Consider the following 26,354-nt stretch of genomic DNA (forward strand, 5'->3'; position numbering starts at 1 on the left):
GCTGGTTGATGACAGCCTGACCCGCACGACGATGTGTCCAAAGTGGCCTCAGAAAGCACGAGGATCGACTTGATCGCGAGTCCAGGTGGTCAAGGGCCTGACACGCCGACAGGGTTCTCAGACCTGGACGAGATCACGAATGGTCCGCAACCGGGCGGCTTCAAAGTGGTGTGCAGTCGCCCCGGCGTGGTTCGTGTTGTCCTCAGCCGACACCGCGAAATCGATCGACCGGAACTGCTCCGGAACCGAGAACGACAACGGAAGATCACCGGAGGGCGCGTTCGTCTCCGACACCAGAACCAACTCTCCAACCACCGACATCAACGTCCACCGTGCACTCTGGCCGCACACAGCGAACAACCCACCCAGCAAGACATCCAGTTCACCCGATCCCACAGCGAAGACCCCCCTTTCCATCGACGCACAGCACTGCTCCGACGGCTTGCGAGTGCGCCAGCGGCTATGATCGGTCACCGAGCACCCGGACGCTTGTCGCGCCCAGCTCTCCGCAGGCAGAGGCAGGACCAATACACCGGCAGGGAAACGGGTGTGGCGCCATCGCCGCGCATCGCGGTGTTCTCCGCACTCCGGCTCGGCAATCACCGCCACGCGTTCGACACCCCGGGCCAAACACGACACCCGGTTCCCCAGGCCGGTAGACCGATGTCCGTAAGAAACCGCGGGAGAGGCGATGTCCGACCAGTCCACCGATGTCGGCGACCGGGTAGGGACACTCATCGACCGGTTCCTCCGCCAGCACGTGCGGGTGTTCACCCGGTTCGGGCTGACCGAACACTTCGACCCGGCGCGGGACCTGGTCGCCAACCCCGTCGGGAAGCGGCCTCGGTCCCGGTTCTGCTACTAGGGGTGGCGCGCGGCAGGCGGTACGGGCGACCCGCACACCGTCGACACCATGGGCGGGGCCCTGGAGGTCATCCAGACCGTCCGCATGCTCTACGACGACGTGATGGACGGCGGCCTGACGCGGCGCGGCAGGCCCACCGCGCGAGCCCGGCTGGCCGCGCACCACAAGCGGGCAGGATGGTATGGCGAACCCACCCGCTACAGCGATGTCTGCTCGATCGCCCTTTGGGGTGCTGTGCCAAGGCTGGTCGACCGCGTTGTTGACGGTCTGCCGGACACCGCGGAACTGCGGATCGCGCGGTACAAGAACGGCGCCTACTACATCGCCACGCCGCTGCGCATGGGCCTCGCGCCGCTCGACGTCCTGCCCTAGGCGGGCAGGCACCTGGTCACGCCGCCCGGTGACCGGTCGCGAGGGGTCACCGGGCGGTCGGGTTCACGTGGTGGGCTACTTGGGGCCGTGTCCGGTCTCTTCGCCGGTGATGGTGAAGTTCTTGTCCATCTCGACGGTCACGTGCTTGCCGTCGGTGGTGGTGATGTGGGCCTCGTAGACGCCGTCGGAATCGGTTTCCACGCGGTCGACGGTCGCGCCGGGGTACTTCGCCAGGGCGGCGGCCTTTGCCTTGTCGGCGTCGGCGCCGGTGAGCGGGGTCTCGTTGGCGTTCCCACGACCGCCGTGACCACCGCCGTGTCCGGTCTCCTCGCCGGTGATGGTGAAGTTCTTGTCCATCTCGACGGTCACGTGCTTGCCGTCGGTGGTGGTGATGTGGGCTTCGTAGACGCCGTCGGAATCGGTTTCGACGCGGTCGACGGTCGCGCCGGGGTACTTCGCCAGGGCGGCGGCCTTTGCCTTGTCGGCGTCGGCGCCGGTGAGCGGGGTCTCGTTGGAGCGGTTGCCCTTGCCATCGTGGTCGAAGCTGTCGGTGGACTGGGGCGCTGCCGAGGTCGTCGTGGGCGCGGTGGTCTCGTTCTGGGCACTGGCGGTGCTGATGATGCCGAGCAGGAGACCGCCTGTGATGACAGTGCCCGCGGCGACGATGCCGGTCCATCGGCGGATTCCACGACGGGGTAGGTTCATTTCGGGCTCCTCCATGTGCGGCTGCTGTCGAGCCGATGACACCATCCTGAGGACCTTGGCTGTGGTGGTGCTGTGCGCGGCCTGGGAACCGCCTACGAGCCGACCGGCGTCGATGTCACCCTTCCGGGTGGTCCTCCACGCCGTGCGCAGCGGCCGCACACGATCGCTTCCTACATTGGATGTCGCGCTTCCTCTTGGATACCGCGCAGCGGACGAGCCGAGCGAACCCGGCTGGAGGAGATCCTGTGTCGACTCGACATCCAGGTATCGATGGGCCGGTGCCGGCGATCGGGTACCAGGAGTTGGTGCCGAAAGTCCGGACGGGTCGTCGTGGCCGGGGGGTCGTGGTGACCACGGCGGGGTTGGCGGTGGCGGCCCTCGTGTTGACCGCGTGCGGCACCGACAGTTCGACAGGGACCACGGCGACCACGTCGTCGGGTGCGCGGGGACCCGGCGGCGCCGGGGGCGGTGGTGGTGGGCAGCAGACGTTCACCGCGGTGGACCTGGATACCGACGGCGAGAACGCCTCCGGTGCCAACACCGCCGAAGTGGTGACCGCGGTGCAGTCGTTCCTGTCGACGCTGAGCGACGAGCAGAAGGACACCGCGACGTTCGACTTCACCGACAACGTGTCACGGCAGACCTGGTCGAACTTCCCGGCGTCGAACGTACCGCGCAAGGGAATCGCGTTGACCGACCTGAGCGAGGCGTCGAAGTCCGCGGCGATGGCCGTGGTGAAGACGATGTTGTCGGCCAAGGGCTACGCGCAGGTCGAGGCGATCCAGCGGGCCGATGACTGGTTGCAGGCCAACAGCACCAGCGGCAACGACAGTTTCGGTGACGGGAACTACTACGTCGCCGTGTACGGGACACCGTCGGCGACCGAGCCGTTCATGGTCCAGTTCGGCGGTCACCACCTGGCCCGCAACTACACCTACAAGTCCGGCACGGCCAGCGTCACCCCGGCTTTCACCGGCACCGAACCGAAGGCTTTCACCATCGACAACACCGCCGTCGAGCCGATGAAGGAGAAGGCGGGTACGGCGTTCGCGGTGTTCGACTCGCTCACCGACGCCCAAGACGCCAAAGCCAAGCTGTCGGCCACCGTCAACGACATCATGATGGGCCCCGGCGTGGACAGCGGCAAGTTCCCCACCCCCGAGGGACTTGCGGTCAGCGAGCTGTCGGCCGACCAGAAACCGTTGGTGCGGGCCGCGATCGCCGCCTGGGTCGAGGACGCCGCGCCCGGCGAGGCCGCGTCGCTGCTGTCGACCTACGAGTCGGCGCTGGAGCAGACCCACCTCGCCTACGCCAACAACACCAGCGTCGACGGCGAGAGCACCTACTTGCGCGTCGACGGCCCCCGGGTGTGGATCGAGCTGGTCAACACCCGCAGCCGCAGCACCCCCGACGTGCACTACCACGGTGTGCTCCGCGACAAGAACGACGACTACGGCAGCTCCAACCCCAGCTCCTGACATGCCCGCACCGATCCGGCCGCTCGGGCCGGTGACCGTCGCCCGCAGGCTCCTGCCGGTACTCGGCACGCTGATCGCGTTGCTGCTGTTCGCAACCGTGCGGGCGTCGGCGCACCCCTTGAGCACCAGCGCCGTCCTGCTCGACGTCGACACCGACGAAGTCACCGCCACGGTCCAGCTGCCGATCGACCAGCTCGACGTCGCCCTCGGCACCACCTACACCGCCGATACCGTGCTCGCCCCGGACACGATCGCCCACCTGCGCGCCTACGTCCAACACCACATGTCGGCCACCGGCACCGACGGGCAGACCTGGAGCACCGGTGTGGGCGGCGGCCGGGTCGAGAGCGTCGACGGCGTCGACCACCTCCTCCTCGACGCCACCCTCACCCCCGCCACCGGCACGGTGGGCGAGTTCACCTTCGCCTACGACGCGGTCATCGACCAGCTCGTCTCCCACCGCGCGTTCGTCTCGGCCCGCGACGGGCACGCCGGCGACTACACCACGCTGGCGATGCTGTCCTGGCAGACCACCAGCGTCGTGGTCACCGCCGCCGAGCCCGTCGCCGCGACCGGGTTCCTCTCCTCGGTCGAACTCGGTGTCGAGCACATCGGCGGGGGCAGCGACCACCTGCTGTTCCTCATCATGCTGTTGCTGCCCGCCCCGCTCGTCGCGGGCGGCAGGCGCTGGACCCGCCGCGCCGACCCGCGCCGCGCCGCCCTGCGGGTGGTGCACGTCGTCACCGCGTTCGCCGCGGGCCACTCCATCACCCTCGTGCTCGGCGCCACCGGCTTGATCCACCTGCCGACCCGGCTGGTGGAGAGCGGGATCGCGCTGTCGGTGCTGGTCTCGGCGATCCACGCCATCCGGCCGATCGTGCGTCGCGGCGAGGTGTTCATCGCAGGGTCGTTCGGCCTGCTGCACGGCCTCGCGTTCGCCGCGCTGCTCGCCGAGCTTGATCTCACCCGCGCCAACCTCGTGCTCACCCTGCTCGGGTTCAACGTCGGCATCGAACTCACCCAGCTCCTCGTGGTCGCTCTCGTCATGCCGTCGCTGGTACTGCTCAGCCGCACCACCCTCTACACCCACGCGCGCGTCACAGCCGCCACCGTCGGCGCCCTGCTGGCCGCCGCGTGGTTCGCCGAACGCTCCGGACTGCTCGCGGGCAACCCGCTCGAACCACTCGGGGACCTTCTCGTCGACCACCCCGTGCCGCTGGCAGGCGGACTCATCGCGCTGTCCGTCGGCGCGTACGCGGTCAAGCGCCTGCGCCTGCCCGCGACCACGCCGACGCTCACAGCAGGCACACAGGAACCGTCCATGACCGGCACAGGCCGAGCAGTGACAGTTGACCCATGACAACGCCCGCCCTCGCATCGCCGCCCGCGCCGCGCCCCGTGACGAGCGTCCTCGGGCCGATGTCGATCCCCACCCCCGCCACCCGCCCGGAGCCATGTGCCTCCAGCCAGGAGTCCGAGGAGTCGCGACCGACCTCGGGCGAGCCCCACTCCCGACCGCGCGCCCTCGCCGGGGCGGTGCGGTCGACTCTTGTGGTCCTTGCCCTGGTGGCCGCGGGGTGGTTCGCCGTGCGGAGCCTGCCATCGTGGTCGAGCCTGGTGGAGGCGTTCACCGCGGTCGACCTACCGCTGATCCTGCTGGCCGCCTGCTTGCAGGTAGGTTCGCTGTGGATGTTCGCCAAGCAGCAGCAGGCACTGCTCGCCGGGTTCGGGGTGCGCGTGCCGACCGGGTCGATGCTGGCCATCACCTACAGCCGGTCCGCGATGTCGATGACGTTGCCCGCGGGCACGGTCGTCTCCGCACTGTTCGCCGTCGAGCAATACCGCCGATTCGGTGCGAGCCGGACGACCACCGCCACCGTCACCGTCGCCTCCGGGGTGGTGTCCGCACTGGGACTCGCGAGCATCTACCTCGGCGGGCTCGCGGTCCGCTGGACCCTCGCTCAACCCTGGCACACCCTCCTGCCCGCCCTGCTGGCCATCGGCGCGGCAGCCGCGGTCGCCGTCCACAACAGCCGCACCCGAGGACCGGCCCGGCCACCCGTGCGGGAGAACGACAGCAGCCCCACCCCGCCGGACGCCACGCGCACCCACCGCGCGCTCGTCTCGGTCCGGGCCGCGCTACGCGGCATGCGCTCGGTCCCGCTCCGGTCGTGGCTGTCCGGACTCGGCTACGCCTCCGCCAACTGGACCGCCGACCTGCTCTGCCTCATCACCGTCACCGCGGCCTTCGACGTCACCATGTCACCCGTCGACCTCGGCCTGCTCTACCTCGGCATCCAGCTCGTCCGGCAGATCCCAATGAGCCCCGGCGGAATCGGCGTGATCGAGGTCAGCCTCATCGCGGGCCTCGGCCTCCTCGGCACAGGCATCGCCACCGCCGCCGCGATCACCCTCGTCTACCGGCTCCTGTCCTGCTGGCTCGTCATCCCACCCGGCCTCGCCACCTGGTTCACCCTCAACACCAAACCTGCCGCACACAACGGCAACAACGCTCCCTGACCAACAAGCGGTCGCAGCGTTATCCACCATCTCGACTCCATAACCGCCGTGCGCACCACCATGGGGCCAGCCACCGCTCCAGCAGGAGCACAAGTCGCGCTCAACCGAGACACAAGTCCCGGCCCTTCCCGACACCGTCGGCGTCCACAAGGACAAACTCCATGGTTCCGCGCCGCCTCCGTGCTCAACCGGACGGCCTGCTCGGCGTGCCGGACGAGGTGCTCGGACTGCTGGGTCCGCCGGATCAACTCGTGAGGATCGCTGGGGTGGTCGCCAGCATGCAGGATGTCAGCGAGTCCGGACAGGACCGCGCGGAGTTCGCCCGCGAGTTCGGCGGTGGTGGTACGTGCCCAGCGGTCGTACGTCGGTGGCAGCACGAGGGCGCTGATCAGGCTGCCAATCACCGCGCCCATCGCGGTCTCGACCAAGCGGCCCAACAGCATCACTTCGCGGGTGGCCCCGCCGATGGTCAGTACGAGTACGGCGGAGACGCCGATTCACTTGCCGCTCTCGCCGAAGACCGACAACTTCCCGATCAACAGCCCGGCCAACACCGCCACCCCGAGGGCCACCGCGGGCGCGGGGACCAGCCGTACGGCGAAGAACGCCAGCAGGACCGCGGTGCCCGCAGCGATGACCTGCTGCGCGGAGCCCTTCATCGACCGGTACACGACGAATCCAAGCCATCGAACAAGTCCTTTCACGCCGGCGCATGAACGCGCCGACCAAACCGAATACTGCCTGCCGGGCGCATTATAGGCGCGAGGGGATACACCGCCACGACGCCACAAAAGACAAACACCCAACCGAGTGAACCGGCCACCGGGACGGGCGATAATCGGCTCCACCCGGGCTTCGTAAAGGAATTCGGCTGGGTTCTCCGTCCTTCAGCACGAGGCATCGACTACCGCAAGTCAGAGGTTCGTAGCGGACACACATCACCCGCCGAGAAGTATTTCTATTGCCCTCGCGCAAAGCCGAACAACCGCATCGCGAACCAACTAACAATGTGAATCGCAGTCGAGGGCGGAGTTGAGGGGATCAAATGCCTGGGCTACCTCGCCTGGAGAAAGGCGCTCAGGGCGGTGGCGCGTTCGGTGAGGGCTTCCTCGACCAAGTGGTAACCGGAGTCGATCCCGCAGCCGCGGACGTCGCCCGCCCAGTCGCGCCGGATGGCCAGGGGGCGTCGCACAGGTCTTCCAAGTCGTCGCGAGCGGACCAGGGAACCAAGACCGGGCGAAGCAGGCGACCACCGGCGACGCGGCCGGCCTCCTCGTGGACGCGGTCGGTGATCAGGCCCACGCGGTGGTCCTCCAGCACGGCCCGGGCCGCGTTCCGCTCGCGGCGGCCGTGCGCCATCGGTGTGGTTGTCGGCGCCCGTGATCGCGGGGGCACCGTACCAGCGGATGGGTCGAATCTCCGACCAGGCGTGTCGGCAGTGGCACCGACCGCGACTCGCGGCTAGGGAACCGAGGCACCGCCGCCGCCAGTCATGCATCGCGAAACGTGAATGGATAAACTCAGGTCACCTATCCGGGCGGTTGAGCAGCCAGCTGCCCTCACCGCACGGAGTGGAGGCACCGGCATGTCCATCCTGTTCACGGTGTCGATCGAGCAGACGCCGGACCGAACCGTCCTGCACGCTCGCGGTGAGGTCGACATGGGCACCGTGTCGACCTTGACCGACGCCCTTGACACCGCCCTGACCCATGACCCGGCGCCCCCGGTGGTGGTCGTCGACTTCACCGAGGTCACTTTCCTTGCCTCAGCCGGACTCGCCGCCCTGGTCTCAGCCAACCAGCGGGCCCGGACAACCGGCAGCGGACTCGTCGTGGTCACCCCGAAGGGCAGCGTGACGCGGCGTGCCATCACCGTCAGCAGCCTGGAACATGTACTCACCCTCGCCGAGGAACACGCCGCCGTGGATGTCGAACGGGGTTGATTCTATGCGTGAGTGACGTCGATCAGGTACCGACGCCTACGAACGCGACCGCGCCACGTCAATCACACCTAGGCGCATAAGATCATGATCTGCATCACAGTTCACCACGTTAGGTCGATCCGGGCCAGCGCGACCCTCGACGTCTGCGGCTGACCGATTCCGTCAGGGATGGCGCCAGCCACCATGGCATCATCGGCCGATAGCTCGAGAACGCGCTGGTCGCGCCCGTGATCATCTGCCGCGAGCAGGAGGTGTGCTGGCTGCGACCCGGAAACGACGCTGTGCCAACGAAAACGGCCTGACCCCTTCGGTATGGCGATTGGGGTCAGATCACGCAGCTCCCCACGTGCTCCCCGAAACGATCAACGCCCCACCAACGTGATCCGTTGGCGGGGCGCTGACCTGCAAATATAACCAGTGGGCGATACTGGGATCGAACCAGTGACCCCTTCGGTGTGAACTATGTACGGCATATCGTGTTGACCTGCGGATGTGATGCTTCCGCAGGTCAACACGGTTTCGTTCAGAGTCGTTGAATGTAGTTGAAGGCCGTTTATGGCGCATACTTGCTCCCCGTTTGCTCCCCATTTTGCTCCCGCATGGGGCACGTCTCGCAAGGACCGGAAGAGGTCACAGTTGGTTCAGGTTGGCTCGGTAGGGGTGGAGAGCTGGGCAGGCAAGGAGGCGAGGAGCGTGGCGATGCGTTGTATCGCTTCGGCGGAGAGGCTTGTATGCGCGGCCATGCTGCTGGGGATGGTGTCGGTGGGCAAGCCGAGGTGGTGGAGGTCGGTGAGGATTCGGCGGGCGTCGCGAAGGCCTGGCTTGTCGGCCTAGCCGTTGTTCCCGGCGAACACCAGTTGGTCAAGGTGCTCCTCGAGGGTTTGGTTTGTGGTACTAGGCAGCCCGGTGGTCAGGTCGACCGCTCCGACCTGGCCTGCCCAGTCCTAAATCGGGGTGTCTCTGTGTTCCCACACGCAGATGGCCGACGATGCCGTTCGTTGGGCTGCGCGAAGGGCCTTGAATGTCGGTCGGTATGCCAAGACGGGGCCCGTGGTCTGCGGGCCGCTGCGGAGGCTGAAGTGGGTGGTACCGCGCGTGAACGTGTCCAGCAAGCCGTCGAACCGATTCGCAGTTCGTCGGTGAACAGCACTGGCGGCGCACCGGTGCGCCGCTGCTGCGTGTCGAGCCACTGCGCGACCAGTCGCCGTCCGGCCTGGTGGGTCTCGGGTGAGACGGGTTGCGGCAGCCATGCTGCGGCGTCGGATCGTGGGATCGTCATGGCAGCTCCTTTGCTACTTGCCCGCCGTGTTGAGGTAACCAGAGTAGGCGATGAGACCGACAGTTCACGGGTGCCCTGTGGCGTGACACGGGGTGTCCCAGCGCGCGCTGATCGTCCCTGTTGGAGGTGCCGGTGAGGCGCCCGCCCTACTCCCCTCCCAGACAAAGTCCGCCCGATTGGGGATTCGCTAGTTGTTGCCACACCCTTCGTGCTCGGCTCCTCCTGGATAGGCTGGGCCAGTCGGTCGGGACAACAGGGTGGGGCGCGAGGTGGCTACGGAGCAACGGCAGGTAGGCGCGCGGGTGGCGCTCAGTGCTATGGCTGTGCCCGCGGACCCGATCCCGTCGGTGGCCTTGGAGGGCGCTCCTGTCCCGCCGGGGATGCGCATGCGGATGTTCTCGCCCGATGAGTGGGAGGAGTTTATCCGCGAGTGGGCTACCGCGCTGGACGTGGACTACGTCCAGATCAAGCGGCTGGGGGGTGCGGGGGACAGGGGCGCGGACGTCGTCGGGTTCAAGACCGACCGGCAGTTCGAGGGGCCGTGGGACTGCTTTCAAGCCAAGCACTACGAGACGCCGATCAATTTCAGCGTGGCCGCCGGTGAGATCTTGAAGGTCTTCGTGTCGGTGATTGACGGGGCGTACTCCCTGCCCGACACCTATCAGTTTCTGGCTCCCCGAGGGGTGTCAACTCCGTTCAACATGCTGCTCGGTAACCCTACCGACCTGCGGAACAAGTTCCTAGCTCGACTCGTCGAAGGCGATGCGCTGGTGAAAGGCTTGGATGGGGGCGCGCTTGCTGCTGTGCGAGCGTTGGCGGCGGACACTGAGTTCTGCATGTTCAAGTCGGTCGAGGTCCAGGATGCTCTGATCACACACGGCCGGACGAGGTGGCACGCGGCCAGGTTCGGCACCTCGCTCCCTGTGAGGGGTGACAGCGCCGCTCCTCCGGAGCAGTACACGCCCGAGGAGACTCGCTACCTGCAGCAACTGCTGGAGGTTTACACGGAACGTCACCCGGACCGGATCACCACGCTGGAGTCGGTGGCCAGTGTGCCGAAGGTGGCCAGGCACCTGCAACGGCAGCGGGTGAGCTTCTTCAGGGCGGAGTCGTTGCGGGCCTACTCTGCCGGGGCAGTGCCCGAGGGCACCTTCGAGAAGCTCCAGGACGACATCCATGACGGGGTCATCGACGTTGCCGACAGCGACCATAAGGACGGCTACACGCGGCTGGGCCAGGTGCTGATCCAGGTGGGCACCCTCGACCTCAGCCGCCACAAGCTCATCGACGTAGCCGACATCGATGACCGCAAAGGCGTCTGCCACCAGCTGGCCAACGACGACCGGCTGACCTGGGTGGAGGACTCGTGAGAACTCCGCTTAACGGCCCGCTGGAATACGGGGTCCGAGTCCTGGTGATGCTGACCGAGGCGTATCCAGGGCAACTAGACATCAACCACTTGGTCCTGCTCGACCACAGTGTGCTGCATACAGCCGATCTCGGCGGCCCGCCGAGCATCCACCCTGCTCATGCTCTGCATGCTGGTGAGTTGGGTATGCGACGCGCCAGCGTCGAGCAGGGGCTGCAGGTGATGGTGCGCGCCGGGCTGGTCACCATGCGCGCGTCGACCGTGGGCATCCGCTACGAGGCAGGGGACGAGGCTCATAGCTTCGTCTCAGCGCTTGCTTCGAGTTACATCGTCGGGCTACGCGACCGCAGTCGATGGGTAGTGCAGCAGCTCGGGACACTCACGGAAAGCGAGATCCGCAGCCAGACCGCAGCGATCTTCGGCGTCCGGCCCGACGGCGGCGGGCCAGACGACCACGGGAGAGGGACAGGTACATGGAACGGCTGACTCTGCTGCACCTGACCTTTGTTGGCCCGGGGGTCGTTCCCGCCACGGTCGAGTTCGGGCCGAAACTAACCGTGGTTCGCGGCCCGTCGGACACGGGGAAGTCGTACATCGCCGACAGCATTGACTTCATGCTCGGTGCTTCGGCTCTGAAGGAGATACCGGAGCGCGATGGCTACGACACCGTGCTGCTGGGCATCCATCTCCCGGACGGCAAGGACGTCACCTTGGCGCGGGCTGTACAGGGCGGGGCATTCCGGTTGCTCCGCGGTGACCATCGCACCAATCCGCTGCCTGCGGGAGGCGACTCCCTGTCGGCCACGCACGACAAGAAGAAGACCGACAGCGTCTCGCGCTATGTGCTGGGCAAGATCGGCCTGGATGGCAAGGTTGTCCGCAAGGACGGCGCGGGCAGGACGATTTCGCTGAGCCTGCGGAAGCTGCTTCCCTTCTTTCTGGTCAACGAGACCAAGATCCAAGCCAGGACCCCGCCTGTCGAGACCGGGCAGCATGCGGATCGGACCGGAGAGATCTCCACGTTCCGCTTGCTTCTCCAGGGCGAGGACGACTCGGCGCTCGAGCCAAACGAGTCGCCGACCGAGCGCCGTCGGTCCAAGGCAGCCAAGCACGATGTCATCGACAAGTTGCTGGCCGAGGCCCGCAGAGAACTCAAGACCGATGAGACGCTCGAGCAGGTCACCGAGCGGATCGGTCGGTTGCGAGCGGCCATCGCCGAGTCAACTGGTACCATCGAGCAGACGGCCGCGGCACGGCAGCAGTGGGGACATCATCTGTCCAACAGCGAGCGGCTGGTGACAGCCGGGCGGCGCAGTATCGCCGAGCTCGACGCGCTCGACGCGAGGTTCGCGTTGCTCCATGACCAATACACGTCGGACTTGGATCGGCTCGACGCTGTCGGCGAAGCCGGGTCGCTGCTGGGCTATTTCACGCCGGGTCGCTGCGTGTTCTGCGGGGCCGAGCCCGAGCACCAGCACCTCAACGCAGACTGCACCGAGGACACGACCGCCTTCTCCCAGTCCGTACGCGAGGAGCAACGCAAGACGACCGCCTTGCGCGAAGACCTCCTCCAGGCCATCGCCGGGCTGCGTGACGAACGTGCCGGGAAGGCAGAGCGGCTCCAGAACTACACCGGGCGAGCTGCCGAGGCCGCGGCGCAGATCGCCCGACTCGACTCTCTGCTCAACCCCCGCCAGCACGAGTTGCGTGACCTGCTCGCCACAGCCACCCAGCTCGAACGCGACGCAGACACCATCCGTCGCGTCCAGCGGCTGGAGGCCCTCCGCTCCGAAGTCACGAAGGCACCGAAGCCGAAACCAATCAAGCCCACCGCAGGACTGCAACGTAGCGCCGTCGACGCTCTCTCTCACATGATCGCGAGCCGTTTGCGTGCCTGGGGCTTCCACGACGCCGACAGCGCAAGCTACAGCTTCGCTGAACAAGATGTAGTGTCAGGCAACCAGTTGCGCACCGCGCACGGTAAAGGCGTCCGAGCCGTTCTACACGCCGCGTTCACAATCTCCCTCGCCCAGTACTGCTTCGACAACAATCTTCCTCATCCCGGCGTCGTCGTGCTCGACTCTCCCTTGGTGGTCTACCGTCCCCCGGACCCAGGTGCCGAGCCTGATGATAGTGGCAGTGTCCTGGACACCACGAGCCTCGCCAGCCGGTTCTTCGCTGACGTCCACACAAACTTCTCCGGACAGATCATCATCCTTGAGAACGAGGACCTCCCGGACTCACTGGGCGCTGGATGGCGAGACATTACCTTCACCAAGAACATAGACCGCGGTCGATACGGTCTGTTCCCTCACCCCCGATCACGTTAGATCGCGCCATAGGCGGTCACCTAGGATTCCATCGTCCGTTGTCTGCCGCGCGAGCTTCCGGCCTGGCGGGTTCACAGACTACATGAAACTTCGATTTGAAGCCGCCACGGCAAAGGTCCCGTGGCCGACAAGTCTAGGAGTATTGCAGTGCCTTCGGACCGCAAAAATTTTGGTACCTCGATCTTTGAGCTGCGTTGGCCGATTGAGATCTTGGTTGAGGAAGTTCGGCGGTTGCTCGACTCGGACCCGCCGAAGTTCGCGAATTGGTCCGAGGAATGCGAGCGTCTGCTCGAGGAGGCATTTCGGTCCCAAGAACCGGCTGTCGAGTTCCGGGCTGAGTCTGACAAGGGCGAATGGCTGGCCGCACTTGTCGAGCACGCTCAGCGTCTCCCGCGTGCGACCAAGCCCAAACCGTACTTCTCTCAGCGCGGCCGTGAGCGCGTCGAGCCCAGCCGGTTGAGCCTCGGGGAGACCGCCCGGCGGGTTCGCGATCTGATCTCTGACCTGGAGCGCCGCGGATACCTCGTTCAGGCTCTCGGGCAGAACTGCGTCGACACGGGCGAGCAATTCGGGACGTTAGGCTCGGCCCCGTGGGATGAACTGCACAGGCGCTTAGGGCGCAACGACTTGTTGCCGATCGAGCGTTGGTGGTCTGAATACGTACTCGATGACCTTTGCGACGTCATCGAGATTATACATGACGTCATCGCTAGGCCGGCGAGAGCCTACTTTCACAACTACGGGGCGTGCGGCTGGCACTATCAGGACTTCCGTACCGGCGTTGCGCAGAGGCTCTATCGGGCCCTTGTTAACGAGATCCTCGGCGAGAGCAACTTGGGCGTCGCCCTCGGTGAAGGTGGCCGATGCGAGGAGGTCGCCGGGGGTGACGAACTTGAACCACTGATCGCCAATGCCCGGGCCGACGGCAACTCGGGAGGAGCCCAACACGACGACTTCTTAGACGCGCTCGACTTGTTTCGCCGACGAAGGGCGACGGAGACCGAGAAGCGAGCGGCCATTGTGACCTTGGCCGGGGTACTCGAGGAACGTCGTGACCTCATCAGGGAAAACTTCCTCCAGAAAGACGATCGAGCGTTGTTCGAGATCGCGAACAAGTTCAACCTCCATCACCGGAAGGTTGACCAACATAACAAGTATGATGTTGAGCTCTACTTTCAGTGGATCTTCTACTGGTATGTCTCGACGATCCGACTCACAGACAAAATTCTTGAGCGGCAGGCAGTGTCAGGGCTCTAAGCACCTGTCAAATCCACATGACAATCTCGGCCGGAATGTATTCCGCACCGAGCCCCTGATGTGGAGGCGTGGCGCTCAGCGCTTTTTTCAGCTCTTCGTTTAAGGTCTTGCCGTCGGGACATACGATAAGGCAGTTAAATGGGAAGTTGTCGGGTTGGCCGTAGTCGATAAAGTCGTCGCGCTGGTCGAGCGGCGGCCGGTTAGCCATCCCTTCAACAAACTGATGTTGATGACGCAAAAGTACGACGGCGTCGACGTTCGGGTACGTCCGTCGCTTACCATCGGGCAATTTGTCAAAGCTGTTCGATGTCAGGAGTCCCGAACTCGGGGACAGTAGTGCACTGATCGGCTCATTAACGAAGTCATCCCACACGATTACTAAAACAGACCTAAAGTTGGGATCGGCGACGCGGAAACCGGCGAACTTATTATCAGCACTGCGCAGGAAGTCCTTGACCGGGTTGTCCCGTGGCAAGATCATTTCGCCCGATAGCGCCTCCTTCATGCCGGGCATGCGGTCTAAGAGCTGCCAGTCTGCGGTCTCGCGCCCTTCTGAGAGGGAGCGCAGGTCGGGTGTCTTTACCTCGATGCCCAGCCGGAAGCCTGAGGCGTTCACAGTCATCTCTGGGTTCTGCTTTGAACCGTCGGCCACCGGCTCGTGATCGAAGGTGACCGGGACGGGCCAAGGGTAGCTGACGAAGTGATGCACGACCAGCAACTCGCCGAGCCATTGCTTGATCTGCTCGTAGTCGTCCAGGTTCTTGTGTCGACCGCCGATGCGTTCAAGGCGGCCAAGCATGTCGTCCGCGAACCCGCTCATCATCCGGTCGCAGGTCAGTAGGGCCTCCAGAGTGACTTGCGCGAACGGCGGCTCATGGGCGTGGTGCGGCGAGAAGTTCCACTGCAGCCAGTGCCACTTCTCGAACATGGGCCCTGAACGCAGGCGCTCGAGGAGCGGCTGCCAGCCCTGCTTGTTGCCCGCCACGTGCTACCTCCATATAGATAGCGATGTCTGCCAAGGTGTCGAGGGCGCCAGGCGCGCCGTCTGCGTTCGCCGTCGCGACGAGCTTGCCACCTCCACCAGACTTTCGAAGCACCGCGCCAGCTGTGGCCGTCGGCACCTGATGGTCTGGCAGAACCACGTAAAACTGAGATGGCGGACAGCAAGCTGGCCGCCGTACGATGTCGTCGACCTGCGGTTGGTCGCTGTTGTAGGTCGTTAAGCGCTGCTTAGAGAGCTTTTAAGTGTGAACTATGTACGGCATATTGTGTAGACCCGCGGAATTCGAGTTTTGTAGGTCAACACGAGTTCGTTCAACGTCGTCGAGTGCGATTCGCGGCTGTTCTGGGCGCATTCTTGCTCCCGTTTGCTCCCCATCGTGCTCCCGACTGGGATGTGGTTTCGCGGGGCCGCCGGACGAGGTCACAGTTGGTCCAGGTCGGCTTGGTAGGGCTGGAGGGGTGGGGCCGGCAGGGAGGTGAGGAGTGCGGCGATGCGTTGGATCGCTTCGGTGGAGAGGTCTGTGTGGGCAGCCAGGCTGCTGGGGATGGTGTCGGTGGGCAGGCCGAGGTCGTGTAGTTCGGTGAGGATGCGGCGGGCGTCGCGGAGGCCGGGCTTGTCGGCGTAGCCGTTGTTGCCTGCGAACACCAAGTGGTCGAGGTGTTCTTGCACCGCTTGGTCGGCCGGGGTGGGGAGCCCGGTGGTCAGGTCGATCGCTCCGACCTGGCCTGCCCAGCCCCGGATCGGTGCGTCTCCGAGTTCCCACACGCAGATGGCCGACGTTGCCATCCGTTGGGCTGCGCGCAGTGCCTTGAAGGTCGGGCGGTACGCCAGAACGGGTCCCGGGGTCGGTGGGCCGGCGCTGCGGAGGCTGAAGTGGGTGGTGCCGTGGGTGAAGGTGTCCAGCAAGCCGTCGGATCCGATTCGTAGTTCGTCGGTGAACAGGACGGCTGGTGCGCCGGTTCGTCGCTGTTGGGCGTCGAGCCAGTGCGATACCAGTTGCCACCCCGCCTGGTGGGTTTCGGGGGAGGTGGGCTGCGGTAGCCATGCTGCGGCGTCGAACCGCGCGATTGTCACCTGCCTGCTCCTTCGCCTCGGACCATCGGGTAAGCGACCAGAGTAGATGACGGTGCCGACACTTCATGGAGCCGTGCGTGCCGGGTAGGCGAGCGGTCTCTGCTCGTGCTGGTAGTAGAAGCGGTCATCCCAACAGAGCTCGCCACATGTCGATGGCTTCGCGGGTGATGAGCGTGGTGGGGTGTTCAGGTCCGAGAACGCGCTGTTGGTCAGGTTGCAGGGTTTCCAGGGTGGCTATGGCTCCCGGCAAGTCGCCTGTCTCCTTGCGCCAGAGGGCGATGGTGCCGCGGATGTCGAGGGTTTGCGGGTGGTCGGCGCCGAAGACGCGCTTTTGGTCGTGGAGGAGCTCCTCGAACGCCGCGATGGCGCCGTTCGGGTCGCCTGCCTGCCCGCGGACGGTGGCCAGTGCGTAGCGGCTGGCCAGTGTGTAGGGGTGGTCCGCGCCGAGAACTCTGAGCATGTCGGGTAGCAGGTAGTCGAGGGCCTGAGTGGCTTCTGCCGGGTCGCCTGCCTCGGCTGTCCAATGGGCGATGTTGTGTCGGGTCATCAGTGTCTTGGGGTGGTCGGGGCCGAGCACTCGAAGGTGGTCGGCCAGCAGGTCCTCGAACCCCGCGGCGGCACCGGCCGGGTCTCCTGCCTGTCCTCGTGCGGCGGCCGCGGCCAGTTGGCCGTCGAGGGCGGTGGGGTGGTCGGGCCCGAGGACACGCACGAGATTGGGCAGCAGTTCGTCGAACAGGGGGATCGCCAGTGACGGGTCGTCCGACTCGGCGAGTGTGATGGCGTGGTTGGCCTGGGTCTTCAGTGTGAGTTCATGATCGGCGCCCAGGACTCGCAGCAGGTCGTCCAGTAGGTCGTCAAACGTGTCGGGCACGTGTGTCGCTTGATCTGTGTGCCGCAGCCAGGTGGTGAGGTTGGCGCGGGTGACCAGGGTGGCGTGGGCGTCGGCTCCCAGCAGCCTGGTCTGGTCGAGCACCAGCTCCTGGGCAGTACGGATCGCGTCGTGCACGTTGCCTGCGCGGGCTTGCCAGTGGGCCAGGTCGTTACGGGTCGTCAATGCGTCGGGGTGGTCCGGACCCAGGACTCGTGTCCGGTCGGAGAGCAGCTCCGTCAACGCGCGCACCGCGCCGGTGCTGTCACCGGCCTCCCCTTGCCAGTGGGCGGCCTCGGATCGCGTCGCCAAGGTGTCGGCGTGGTCAGGTCCCAGGCGGTGATTCGCGGCGGAGTGCAACAGGCGAAATCGGCTGACCGCGGAGGTGACCATGCCGGTCGCGCCGAGGCTGCTCGCTGCCCGGAACAGCACCTCGTGCGCACCGTCGTGCCAGAGGTGGTCGTCGCAGTTGGTCGCCAGGGAGTCTGCGTTCGCTCGGAGTACCTGGGTGAGCGGCGAGTTCCGCACCAGGTCTGGCCACAAGTGCAGGAGCCCGTCGGCCGCCACGCGTGCCAACGTCGGGAGCTTGTCCGGGGCCACGTCGTCTCGCGCGGCTCGCTGCACCAAACCGTGGACGCGTACGACCGGCCCGTCCAAGACGGCCAGACTCACCCGATGCAAGCACCGCAGACCATCCTGGACGTCCTGACCATTGACGGCCCATCCGGCCTGCTCGCCCAGGTAGCTGACCACGCTCGGCGTGCTGAACAGGTCCACCGGAATCCCGTCGGGGCTCAGGAGCGCAGCTACGTCCAGCAGAGGACTCGCCAGGCCCGCGGGTGCGAGTCGGTCGGCGAGCTCGATGGACAGCGACCATGTCGCGGCGACGGTCGCTTGATGCGCGTCCGGCAGGGCCTCCCTTTCCGGCAACACGGTTGCCAGTCGTACGCGATGATCGGCCAACCGTTTCATGTAGGCGGTGCAGGACAGTTCTCGATCGAGCATGTACGTGGCGGCCTGAGCCAGGGCCAGCGGCAAGCATCCCAGGGCTGTGATCAGATCAATGCCGCCGTCCAACAGATGCCGTCGCCCCTCCACGACACTGGCCAGATACGCCTCGGCTTCCGCGCTCGTGAACGGCTCCACCTCGACGACCCGGCCTTGGGTCTGCAGCGCGGCGTCGCGACGCCGGGTCGTCACCACCACTTGCCCCGTCGTGGAGGACGCGGGCCATAGCTCCACGAGGTCCGCCGGTATCCGGACATCGTCGAGGACGACCAACCATCGCATCGACGTGCTGGCCAACCAGTCGAGGAACCGTCGCGCGCCGTCGTCCGGACGGGCGTCCTCGACGCCTGTCACATCGGCCGCGACACGCGCGTAGCCGGAGATCACCGCGTCCCGCGTCCCCGCGCTGACCCACACCAGCAGGTCGACCTCACCAGCCGTCCACGCACGTTCGGCATACTCGGCCGCGAGTTGGGTCTTGCCCGTGCCCCCCATCCCCGACAACACGATGGTGTCCACGAGCGGGGCAAGGGAACCCGACAGCGCACGGCGCTGGAACGACGCCGCTCGCAGGGGAAGGGGACCCGCTCGGTGAGGAAAACTCACCGTCGCCCTGGCTGCCGCGTGGTGATGCTGGTGCACCCCGCCCTCGATTCGCCCAGCCTGCACCAGCAACCCGGACACCTCGCCCATGACCGAGTTGACTACGCCGATCCGCGGCGAGTCCTGCCTCGGCTCCGTCACCGCCCGGTCCTCCGCCGAATCGGAGGCGGAGTCGAGTCGATCGGCACCTTCGCGTGCGGAGTCATCCGAGGACACAAGCCGGACCCTATCCTGTGCGGCGAGACACTGGACTCTACGCGCGCTCGCCACGGTGAACGACGGCATCATGGTGTGTTCGCCGCGATAGCCTCAACGCGTGGTGAACTCGGTTGGGCTTGATGGATGGCCGGAAGGACGGAGGAGGAACCTCCTGTGGAGGATGGCGTTGAAGCTGGACTACGACGCGGTCGACCGCCATGTCCGCGACGCCATTGGAACCGAGTGTTCTCTGCGTCGGCGCCGGTGGGGCGGTATGGCACTCCGGGCGGTGTTGGGTGATGACGGGCGCTACCACCTGCTCGAGGGCACGTTTCCGTTGTGCTCGGGCGGTCGCAAGCCGGACTTGCTGACTCCGGCCCTTTTACCGCTCGACAACGTCCACACCCGTCGATTCCGCTGGTACACCGATGGAACCCACTATCGGGAGCTTCCTCCACGCCGCCGCCGCGGGCTCGGCAACTTCGACACACCCTGGGATCAGGAAGGGACCTACTCCGAACGGACACGAGAAGTCACCTGGACAGTTCAATTCCAGGACAAGGAAGTCGATCCCGCACATGTCCCGGCGAACGTGCGATGCTACTTCCTTGGTGGACGTGCCGCCTGGCCACCGGATCTCGACACATCCACCCCGCTCGGACGCATCCGAGCGACACTGGTGGACTTGGCGGGATCGGCCTGCCACGCATGCGGCCGCGACTTCGGCACGGTGGTGGACCACGACCACTTCACCGGGGCCGTCCGCGGTCTCCTGTGCACGCACTGCAACAACAACATCGACAAGTGCCCGCACCTGTCCGCGTGTAGGTGGGCCGACTACCTCAACAGCCCACCCGCGGAGCATCTCGGCATCCGGCACCCCGACGCGACCAAGGCACGCTCGTGGAGTAAGGACAGAATAGAGCTGATGGGCTTCGACCCATTCCCCAAAGGCCCATAACTGTCTCATGCGCCACTGTGCATCGTCGCAGCTACCCAGACGCCATTGCTCCGACGCCAACGCCGAGCGACTGGTGCTGCTGCACGGGAGGATGTCGCCCTACGGCTGGCTGGCGACCAAGAGGCGACGCCGACGCGTTGAGCACGGCCTTGATTCCGAGCGCGTCGTGCGTCCGGCCGGTGTCGAGTTGAGTAGGCTTCGAAGTCACAAGGGCGGTTTTACTATCGCTTGCGTCGCGGTTTGTGTGTCTTCTTTGGCGGTGGGGGTGCGCTTACGAACGCGCCGGGACTTCTGAGTGAAAGTCTGGCGCAGAGGATATCTAGCGAGGTGTCATGCGCTGGAGTTCGATTGTCATACCAGGTGTCAATGAGCTCTCCCCGGTCGTCGTAGAGTAGCCCGAATCCTCGGTCGAGTTGCATTTGGTGTTTCTTGGCGGCCGTGTAGTCCCTCAGACGTTGCCGCGATGGCCCCAGTGGGGCCGTGGTGGGCGTGGTTATCCATATGATGAGTGCGCTGTCGCGCTGGTGTGTGCCTACTGGCATGGCGATGCTGTGCGGGAGCCCGTCGGACCGAGTTTGCTTGGCCAGGCGGGGTCCGTTGACCGCGCAGCGGCGCTGTCCGGCGTCGTCGAAGCTCAGGAGGGTGGCGGTCATGGCGAGCCAGCCGGGTTCGCGTCGGGCGGTCAGGTCGTCGATGAGCTGTAGAAGCGCTGGGTTCGCCTTCATGCGTGGTTTGTCCGCAGGTGTGGTGCGAAGGCCGAGTTGGTGGAAGTACCAGGCGTCAAGGGGGTCGGTGCGGCTGATGATCAGTTCAAGGTGCTGCTCGCGGTATCGACGTCGGTTCTTGGTGCGAGGGGCGCCGAGCTGGGGTAGCGCCTGGTGGGTGCTGTCCGGGTCCGGCTCGACATAGAGTTGGGCAGCGTAGAAGTGCAGGAAGAAGTCGAGTTCGTCGGAGGCGTGGAAGCGGCGTGTGGTGTCGGGTTCGGTGCGGCGCCTCAGGTAGAGCAGCAGTTCGGCGGGGCGGTCGACGAGTTCACTGATGACCCGCAGGTCGTGCAGGGAGACCGTCCACGGTAGCGCGTCGGTGGTCAGCAGTCCGCTTCTCACCAGCTCGCTGGTGATGGTGGCGATGCTGGACAAGTCCTCCAGGCTCACCGCGATCGAGTGGATCTCGCGTACGGGTTCAAGGTCCAGCCAGGTGCCGTCTCTGAGGCGCAGTCCGCGGTCCTGGATGATTCGTTGGCGGAGGCGGTCGGCTTGCTCGGCGGCGTCGGTGACGATGCGACGCAGATCCTGGCGTAGCCGGAGCGGGTCGCCGGTGCGGGAGCGTGCGCGTAGCGCTACGGCTTTGGCTTCGATGATGATCGCGATGTCATCGACCAGAAGCAGCCCGTCGCCTTCGGCCAACTTGGTGTAGGAGCTGGGGATGGTCTCGGAGTCGTTGGCAGGGACGAAATACTCGAAACCGAGATGCTGCACCTGACCGGGAAGATGTCTGGCCACAAGGCGAGCGGCCTCCGTTTCGAGGTACACGCCCCGGTGCTTGCTGTAGATGTCCCAGGCGCCACCATCCACGCGCAGGGCATCCTCGACGCGCTCGCGTACCGCCGGAATTAGCAGCGCATGATGTACGACCATGTACTCACCGTCGTCAGCGGCGAGGATCGGGCGAGTCCGGAACGGCGAGCTACCCGCCAGAAACTCCAGCACGGCGTCGGCCGCTGATCGGGCGCGCATCGGTGTCGAGAACAGGTCAAGCACGGCTGACACTGTTTCGCCATCCACGCCGGCCGCAGTCGCGGTTCTCTCAGCGGTACGTCCTCTGCCGGTGTCGAGAACGTGCTCTAGCAGCGCTCTGATCCCATCAACGTCTGCCAGGTCCGACACATCATCGTGTGTGTTACTGACGAACTCGGCTAGTAGGTCGAAATCGCCAGTTTGATCGCTGATGGCCGTCTGCTGGAAGGAGGTGAGCACTTGACGAATCTGTGAGACGGTGCACCCCAGCACTGAGCGACACGCCTCTTCCATGGAGGGGTCGTCGAAGAGTGCGGTGAGCGTGTCCTCCACCATGTGGGGATAGGAGGTGTTACGCACCGCTGCCTCGCGTAGGCGTGTGCCAAAGCTGACGCGGTGCATCGGGTCGTCGCGATCGACACCGAACATGGTCAACACTTGGCCTGCGTCCATCAGCTCCTGAAGATGGCTCTGTAGCGCACGGAGGACCACACCGGGATTGGGCTCGACGTGGCCCGTTGGGGAGTCGCCTGTTCGGGTACCTCGGGCCGCGAGGATCACCGCGAGCAACTCGGTCGTCGCGACGGTGGCCCCATGGTCACTCTCGCAATAGGTCTCTGGATCAACCAGTGTCAGCTGCGTCTTGACCGTGCCCAGCACGTCGAACGCATCAACGTGCGCAAGAACGGCGAGGACCTCATCCACCGCCTCGCTGACGCGCTGCCGGGCCAGTGCGATCACCACCGCGGGATCTCCGGCGAGTGTGAGGTAAGGCTCGAGCCGCATCGCGCCACCGAGAAGTCCGGAGACAGTGGAGGACAGGTCTGCGACCCCATCAGCCCCCCTGGCCGCGCGCTCCCGCTTCCTGCGCTTGGCGGTCCGCTTGCGCTGCTGCTTGGACATGACGCGCACCGTACATCCAGCTACCGATGGAAACGCGCCGCCACCGGCGCTTCGGTTCGCGTGCCCGCACCACGTGGCGATGACACAGGTCACTGACCGGCACCGATCTATGGGCTGATCTGGGGTCCAATCTAGACTCGATGGCTCTGACCTGCGGGGTGGGCTGCTGGGGAGACCCTGGTGTGATCGGAAGGGGTAGTGAATGGGCGTCGGTGGTTTCTGCGGCTGGTGGAGGGACACCGCTGGGTCGTCGAACGCACCCTGGCCTGGCTCACCAACGGCTACCGCCGACTCACCACCCGCCGGGAACGCCACGCCCGCAACTACCTCGCCTTCACCACCCTCGCCGCCGCACTCACCTGCTTCAAGAAACTCCCCACATGAGACACACTCTCAGGCAGGTCAACGCGTGTGCATTTGGAAATGCTCGGTGCAGTTCGGGGCAGTTCAATGAGCATTTGCTCCCGCTTGCTTCCCGTTTGCTCTCCGTCGCAGGCGGTGGTGCGCTTGTCGGCGTGTGCCTTGGGGGCGAACTCGTCAGAGATTGGCCGAGCAGGTAGCGTCGGAGAGTTGGCGAGCGAGGTGTGCGCAGCTTCCGGTCGGCTCGCGGTGGTCGGTAGTGGGTGAGGGGATGGTGTACTTGCCCGGGACAGACGCGGATCGATTGATGTTGTCAGGTGTTGCAGAGTACTTCGAAGTCGCCGCCGGTTGCGGTGCGGACGTAGACGTCTGTGCCTGCGAGCAGCATGAGTTGGTCGTCGCTGGCTGCTGCGGCTTGTAGTCCGGGTTGGGCGATGATGGTGCGAAACTGGACGCGTAGTTGCGGTGCGATGGTCATAATGTTGAACAGAGCGTTTATGTCTCCAACGAGATAGGGAGACACCTGGGTCCGAGCGTGGTAGCGCTGTGCTCGTTTGTCGAGGTGCCGAAGCAGGGGGTATGCGCCGTTGCGGCTCCACTTGGCACCGCGGACTGCCTGACCGCACACCTCGTAGAGGTCCTCAACCCGTACTCCCGGCTTTGCTTGGGTGAACTTGCAGTGGACCAGGGTGATGTGGAGCGTGGAGTCGATGACCTTGAGACCGACGAGGTCGGCTGCCTCGTAGGAGCCGTCGTCGTCGAGGAGGACGTCGTAGTCCGCTGTGTCCATGAGGTGTGCCGCTACGTGGGCCTGGATGGAGTCTGGTCGTCGCTCGGGTCCTTGGGATTCCGCTCGGAGGTCAATGCCGGTCCAGTCGAGTGGTGTCAGCTTCTCGATAGGGAATGGCGGGTCGTTGCGGGGTTTGAGGAGGCGGTCCTGTGGGGTGATCATGCGGTTGCCCTCGAGGAAGAGGGTGAGCTTGTGCTCGGGATTGTTGACCCACTGCTGCAGAGTCAGGGTCGAGCGGGTCGTGCTCGCGGTCGCATCGCGGCCAAGGGGGGTGTACCGCAGTCCGGTGTCGGTGAAGTCCGCGCGGTAGGGCACGCGCCATGACCCGGTGACGAAGGAGATCATGAACGGCCCTGTGGGCGAGTAGTCGTCAACCTCGATTCCGACCTCGGTGAGCGCGAACGACTTGCCGTCAACCTCCAAGTGCACCCCAGTGCCGGTGCCCGCGTAGTACTCCCACGGCCACTCCGCGCCGATAAGGACGAACTCGGGGCGGGCGGTCAGGTCTTCCGGGATGATGAAGCCTGCGAAGATCCCTTCGAGATCGATGGTGCCGTCCAGCAACCTCGTTCCTTGCCGGTCGCACCAGTCTCGCCAGGTGCGCAAGTCCGGGGCTGTGGACATCGACCAGAAGCGTCCGGAGAGGGCTGCGCTGATGGTGATGTGTTGGCCCGCGTCGAAGCCGGAGGTCGCGATGTGCGTCTGGCTTTGCCCTTCCGTCTCTGCGGTGGTGAGCGCTTTGAGGACGTCGCTGCCGACGTGCATGGAGAAGCGGTTGAAGTGGTTGCGGGAGTCGAGGAGGCCCACGTTGGTGGGGATGAGCCGGTCCACTCGGCCGAGTACCCGGAAGGTCGCCGCTCCCTTGATGCCGCGTGTTCCAGGTCCGAGTACGGCGTTGGCCAGGTCGGCGTAGTCGCCGCCGTTGGCGGAGCCGTGGATGAAGAGGAGCTGCTGGCCCTTGTCGAAGTACATGACGATCAGCTCGTAGTCGACGACCTGCAGCGCTCGCTGGTCGACCCACTTGAGGTGACGGTGGTGTTCGATCACGAACCAAGCGACCTGCCCATCGTGTCCAACGGCCACCACGTCGTCGAGGATCCGGGCGCCGTAGACACCGCGGGCACGTTCCGGTTCCCACGCGGGAACGACGGAGCGGTAGGCGACGGCGCTCATCGTGGGCCGTAGGGATGCCGTCGAGACCTCGTCCGGTCCGTCGGAGAAGGAGGCGTCGAACGCCTTGGTGTCCTCCGTGGCTTGGGCGACACGCTCGGTGATGTCGTGCAACAGCAAGTTCCAGTCCGCGTCTTCGCGGAGCAAGTCGCGCAAGGGAGATAGCGCCGCCGCAGGGTCTCTGGCCACGAACGCGCTCGCTGTTCCGATGGTCGACGTCTCCGAGCGTGAACGGGTGAACCGCCCGATGAGCTGGATCATCGGCCCCAAGCTCTTCCTCACATCGTGCAGAGCGGCGACCTTCAAGGCGGGAAGATCGAATCCCTCGCCCAGCATGTCGACGCACACGATGATGCGGCAGCTGCGGTCGTCGAGTCCCTTGAAGACCGCCTTGCGCGCCGGTGTCGACAGCTTGTCGTAAAGGACTGCCGGACCCAGGTCCGGCGCCTCCTGCTCGTAGAGGGCCAGCAGCTCCTTGGCGCGTTTGATCGACTCTCCTCTGGCCATCAAGATGTGGTCGAATCCCGCCGCCAGGTCGGACCGCAGCCGCGCCACGGCCTGTTGGGCGATCGCCAGGTCCGTCCCCTCCATACCGAACACAGCCTTATAGTCGATCGAGGTGAAGTAGTTCTCCTTCTGCGCCTCTCGCAGCGGAAACCGAAAGATCAAACGACCCGGAAGAGGCTTCCCGTCCTCCCGGAACGGCGTCGCCGTGAACAGCAAGACCTTACGGTCGGCGAACGCGTCGATGACGCTGATCCACTTCGACGCGGGCGCGTGGTGCGCCTCGTCCACCATCAAGTGCGAGAAGGCGCCGAGGAGGTCAGCCCGAGCCTCCTCGCCGCAGGCAGCCACGGCGTAAGGAGTCGCGACCACAACGTTGCACGCCTCGGCGAAGCGGCGGACCTCCGCCGGGTCGGAGATGCCGTGCTCGAGCCTACCTACCACAGGGCGCTGGGCTCCGGGAGCAACGATCTGGTACCTATGCAAAACGCCGAGGCTCTCGAACTTGCCTGCGATCTGATCCCGCAACGCTATGGTCGGAACCAGTACGAGGACGCGCTGAGGTCTCGCCGCCACCAGCAATGCGAGCATGGTCTCGGTCTTGCCCGTCCCGGTCGGCATGACCACGACCCCCGGATCGCCGACCCCGGACGCCCAATGCCCCAGCACCGAGTGCAACGCGCCGATCTGGGGGCGCCGGAGGCTGTTCTCCTCGGTGTGATCCCGAAAGCCGAGAGCCCCCGCGTACGACTTCGTGACCTCGTCGGGTTCCCATCGACGTTTGCTGCCAGACCACTGAACCCTGGATCCGCTCGGCGAGACCAGCGGCACGACGGCAGTCAAGGGAGCCGAGAGGTCGGATTGCGCAGTCCGGTGCGCTGGCCATCGCCCAGACGAGTTGGCGACCCACAACTCCTCCTCATCCTTGCTTACCTCGAGCGTCCCAGCGGGTACGAGAAGCTGCCGGACATCGTTCCCCACGACCCGCTCGACATCCGCCCATACGTGGGACGTCTTCACCTTCACGCGACCTCCCGTCCGGCCCACGGTCGACTTGCT

Annotated in this window: 19 protein-coding genes and 2 pseudogenes; 12 read left to right on the top strand and 9 right to left on the bottom strand. The window is 65.6% G+C overall.

Annotated elements, in window-relative coordinates:
* Window positions 1–117 precede the first annotated feature (117 nt).
* Entirely contained in the window at window positions 118–609 is a 492-nt protein-coding gene (locus tag V5P93_RS11480) for a hypothetical protein (protein WP_146108330.1), read from the bottom strand.
* 82 nt (window positions 610–691) lie between these two features.
* On the opposite strand from V5P93_RS11480, the gene V5P93_RS11485 reads away from it, so the two are divergent.
* On the top strand, window positions 692–865 hold the full coding sequence (locus V5P93_RS11485) for a hypothetical protein (protein ID WP_181043878.1): 174 nt from the start codon (window positions 692–694) through the stop codon (window positions 863–865).
* Window positions 866–907: 42 nt separating this feature from the next.
* Window positions 908–1,237, top strand: a pseudogene (locus V5P93_RS11490) (polyprenyl synthetase family protein); the annotation flags it as partial.
* Window positions 1,238–1,312: 75 nt separating this feature from the next.
* Here the strand turns inward: V5P93_RS11490 and V5P93_RS11495 are convergent.
* Entirely contained in the window at window positions 1,313–1,942 is a 630-nt protein-coding gene (locus tag V5P93_RS11495) for a PepSY domain-containing protein (RefSeq protein WP_181043879.1), read from the bottom strand.
* A 278-nt stretch (window positions 1,943–2,220) separates the two neighbouring features.
* Here V5P93_RS11495 and V5P93_RS11500 point away from each other — a divergent pair, with 278 nt between their 5' ends.
* From V5P93_RS11500 to V5P93_RS11510, 3 genes are read left to right on the top strand one after another with little or no spacing between them, the layout of a single operon-like run.
* Window positions 2,221–3,420 carry a DUF3500 domain-containing protein gene (locus tag V5P93_RS11500; RefSeq protein ID WP_219824169.1) on the top strand — a complete coding sequence of 400 codons (1,200 nt, stop codon included), beginning with the start codon at window positions 2,221–2,223 and terminating at the stop codon, window positions 3,418–3,420.
* A gap of 1 nt (window position 3,421) precedes the next feature.
* Window positions 3,422–4,780 (top strand): HupE/UreJ family protein, encoded by a 1,359-nt coding sequence (locus tag V5P93_RS11505; protein WP_104482807.1) that lies wholly within the window; start codon window positions 3,422–3,424, stop codon window positions 4,778–4,780.
* On the top strand, window positions 4,777–5,940 hold the full coding sequence (locus tag V5P93_RS11510; RefSeq protein WP_104482808.1) for a YbhN family protein: 1,164 nt from the start codon (window positions 4,777–4,779) through the stop codon (window positions 5,938–5,940). The genes V5P93_RS11505 and V5P93_RS11510 overlap by 4 nt, the downstream gene beginning before the upstream one ends.
* A gap of 497 nt (window positions 5,941–6,437) precedes the next feature.
* On the opposite strand, the gene V5P93_RS11515 is transcribed toward V5P93_RS11510, so the two are convergent.
* Window positions 6,438–6,611 (bottom strand): hypothetical protein, encoded by a 174-nt coding sequence (locus V5P93_RS11515; RefSeq protein WP_181043880.1) that lies wholly within the window; start codon window positions 6,609–6,611, stop codon window positions 6,438–6,440.
* Between the two features lie 383 nt (window positions 6,612–6,994).
* Entirely contained in the window at window positions 6,995–7,132 is a 138-nt protein-coding gene (locus tag V5P93_RS11520) for a hypothetical protein (protein ID WP_181043881.1), read from the bottom strand.
* 393 nt (window positions 7,133–7,525) lie between these two features.
* On the opposite strand from V5P93_RS11520, the gene V5P93_RS11525 reads away from it, so the two are divergent.
* The 5 genes from V5P93_RS11525 (at window position 7,526) to V5P93_RS11545 (ending at window position 14,117) form a co-directional block, all read left to right on the top strand.
* Window positions 7,526–7,882 (top strand): STAS domain-containing protein, encoded by a 357-nt coding sequence (locus V5P93_RS11525; protein WP_219824170.1) that lies wholly within the window; start codon window positions 7,526–7,528, stop codon window positions 7,880–7,882.
* Between the two features lie 1,665 nt (window positions 7,883–9,547).
* The gene (locus V5P93_RS11530; RefSeq protein ID WP_146108332.1) at window positions 9,548–10,531 is read left to right on the top strand and encodes an ABC-three component system protein; all 984 of its coding nucleotides are present in this window, start codon (window positions 9,548–9,550) and stop codon (window positions 10,529–10,531) included.
* Window positions 10,528–11,016, top strand: a complete 489-nt coding sequence (locus tag V5P93_RS11535) for an ABC-three component system middle component 2 (protein WP_104482811.1) — start codon at window positions 10,528–10,530, stop codon at window positions 11,014–11,016. The genes V5P93_RS11530 and V5P93_RS11535 overlap by 4 nt, the downstream gene beginning before the upstream one ends.
* On the top strand, window positions 11,004–12,860 hold the full coding sequence (locus V5P93_RS11540) for a hypothetical protein (protein WP_104482812.1): 1,857 nt from the start codon (window positions 11,004–11,006) through the stop codon (window positions 12,858–12,860). The genes V5P93_RS11535 and V5P93_RS11540 overlap by 13 nt, the downstream gene beginning before the upstream one ends.
* A 120-nt stretch (window positions 12,861–12,980) precedes the next feature.
* Window positions 12,981–14,117, top strand: a complete 1,137-nt coding sequence (locus tag V5P93_RS11545) for a hypothetical protein (RefSeq protein WP_146108333.1) — start codon at window positions 12,981–12,983, stop codon at window positions 14,115–14,117.
* A gap of 7 nt (window positions 14,118–14,124) precedes the next feature.
* Here V5P93_RS11545 and V5P93_RS11550 read toward each other — a convergent pair whose 3' ends face one another.
* The 3 genes from V5P93_RS11550 to V5P93_RS11560 all read right to left on the bottom strand — a co-directional run bounded on the left by V5P93_RS11550 (window position 14,125) and on the right by V5P93_RS11560 (window position 18,889).
* Window positions 14,125–15,102, bottom strand: a complete 978-nt coding sequence (locus V5P93_RS11550; protein WP_104482814.1) for a hypothetical protein — start codon at window positions 15,100–15,102, stop codon at window positions 14,125–14,127.
* Window positions 15,103–15,540: 438 nt separating this feature from the next.
* Window positions 15,541–16,194: a hypothetical protein gene (locus V5P93_RS11555; RefSeq protein WP_104482815.1), complete on the bottom strand. Its 654-nt coding sequence runs from the start codon at window positions 16,192–16,194 to the stop codon at window positions 15,541–15,543.
* Between the two features lie 124 nt (window positions 16,195–16,318).
* On the bottom strand, window positions 16,319–18,889 hold the full coding sequence (locus V5P93_RS11560) for a tetratricopeptide repeat protein (protein WP_181043882.1): 2,571 nt from the start codon (window positions 18,887–18,889) through the stop codon (window positions 16,319–16,321).
* 163 nt (window positions 18,890–19,052) lie between these two features.
* Here V5P93_RS11560 and V5P93_RS11565 point away from each other — a divergent pair, with 163 nt between their 5' ends.
* A complete protein-coding gene (locus tag V5P93_RS11565) occupies window positions 19,053–19,832 on the top strand; it encodes an endonuclease domain-containing protein (RefSeq protein WP_219824171.1) in 780 nt (259 codons plus the stop codon).
* A 221-nt stretch (window positions 19,833–20,053) separates the two neighbouring features.
* Here V5P93_RS11565 and V5P93_RS11570 read toward each other — a convergent pair whose 3' ends face one another.
* On the bottom strand, window positions 20,054–22,471 hold the full coding sequence (locus tag V5P93_RS11570; RefSeq protein WP_146108334.1) for a hypothetical protein: 2,418 nt from the start codon (window positions 22,469–22,471) through the stop codon (window positions 20,054–20,056).
* A 237-nt stretch (window positions 22,472–22,708) separates the two neighbouring features.
* Here V5P93_RS11570 and V5P93_RS11575 point away from each other — a divergent pair.
* Window positions 22,709–22,855 (top strand): annotated as a pseudogene (locus tag V5P93_RS11575) (transposase); the annotation flags it as partial.
* 289 nt (window positions 22,856–23,144) lie between these two features.
* On the opposite strand, the gene V5P93_RS11580 reads toward V5P93_RS11575, so the two are convergent.
* A complete protein-coding gene (locus tag V5P93_RS11580; protein ID WP_219824172.1) occupies window positions 23,145–26,321 on the bottom strand; it encodes a DEAD/DEAH box helicase in 3,177 nt (1,058 codons plus the stop codon).
* Window positions 26,322–26,354: the final 33 nt, after the last annotated feature.

This window comes from Actinokineospora auranticolor (assembly GCF_041897805.1).
Taxonomy (GTDB): Bacteria; Actinomycetota; Actinomycetes; order Mycobacteriales; family Pseudonocardiaceae; genus Actinokineospora; species Actinokineospora auranticolor.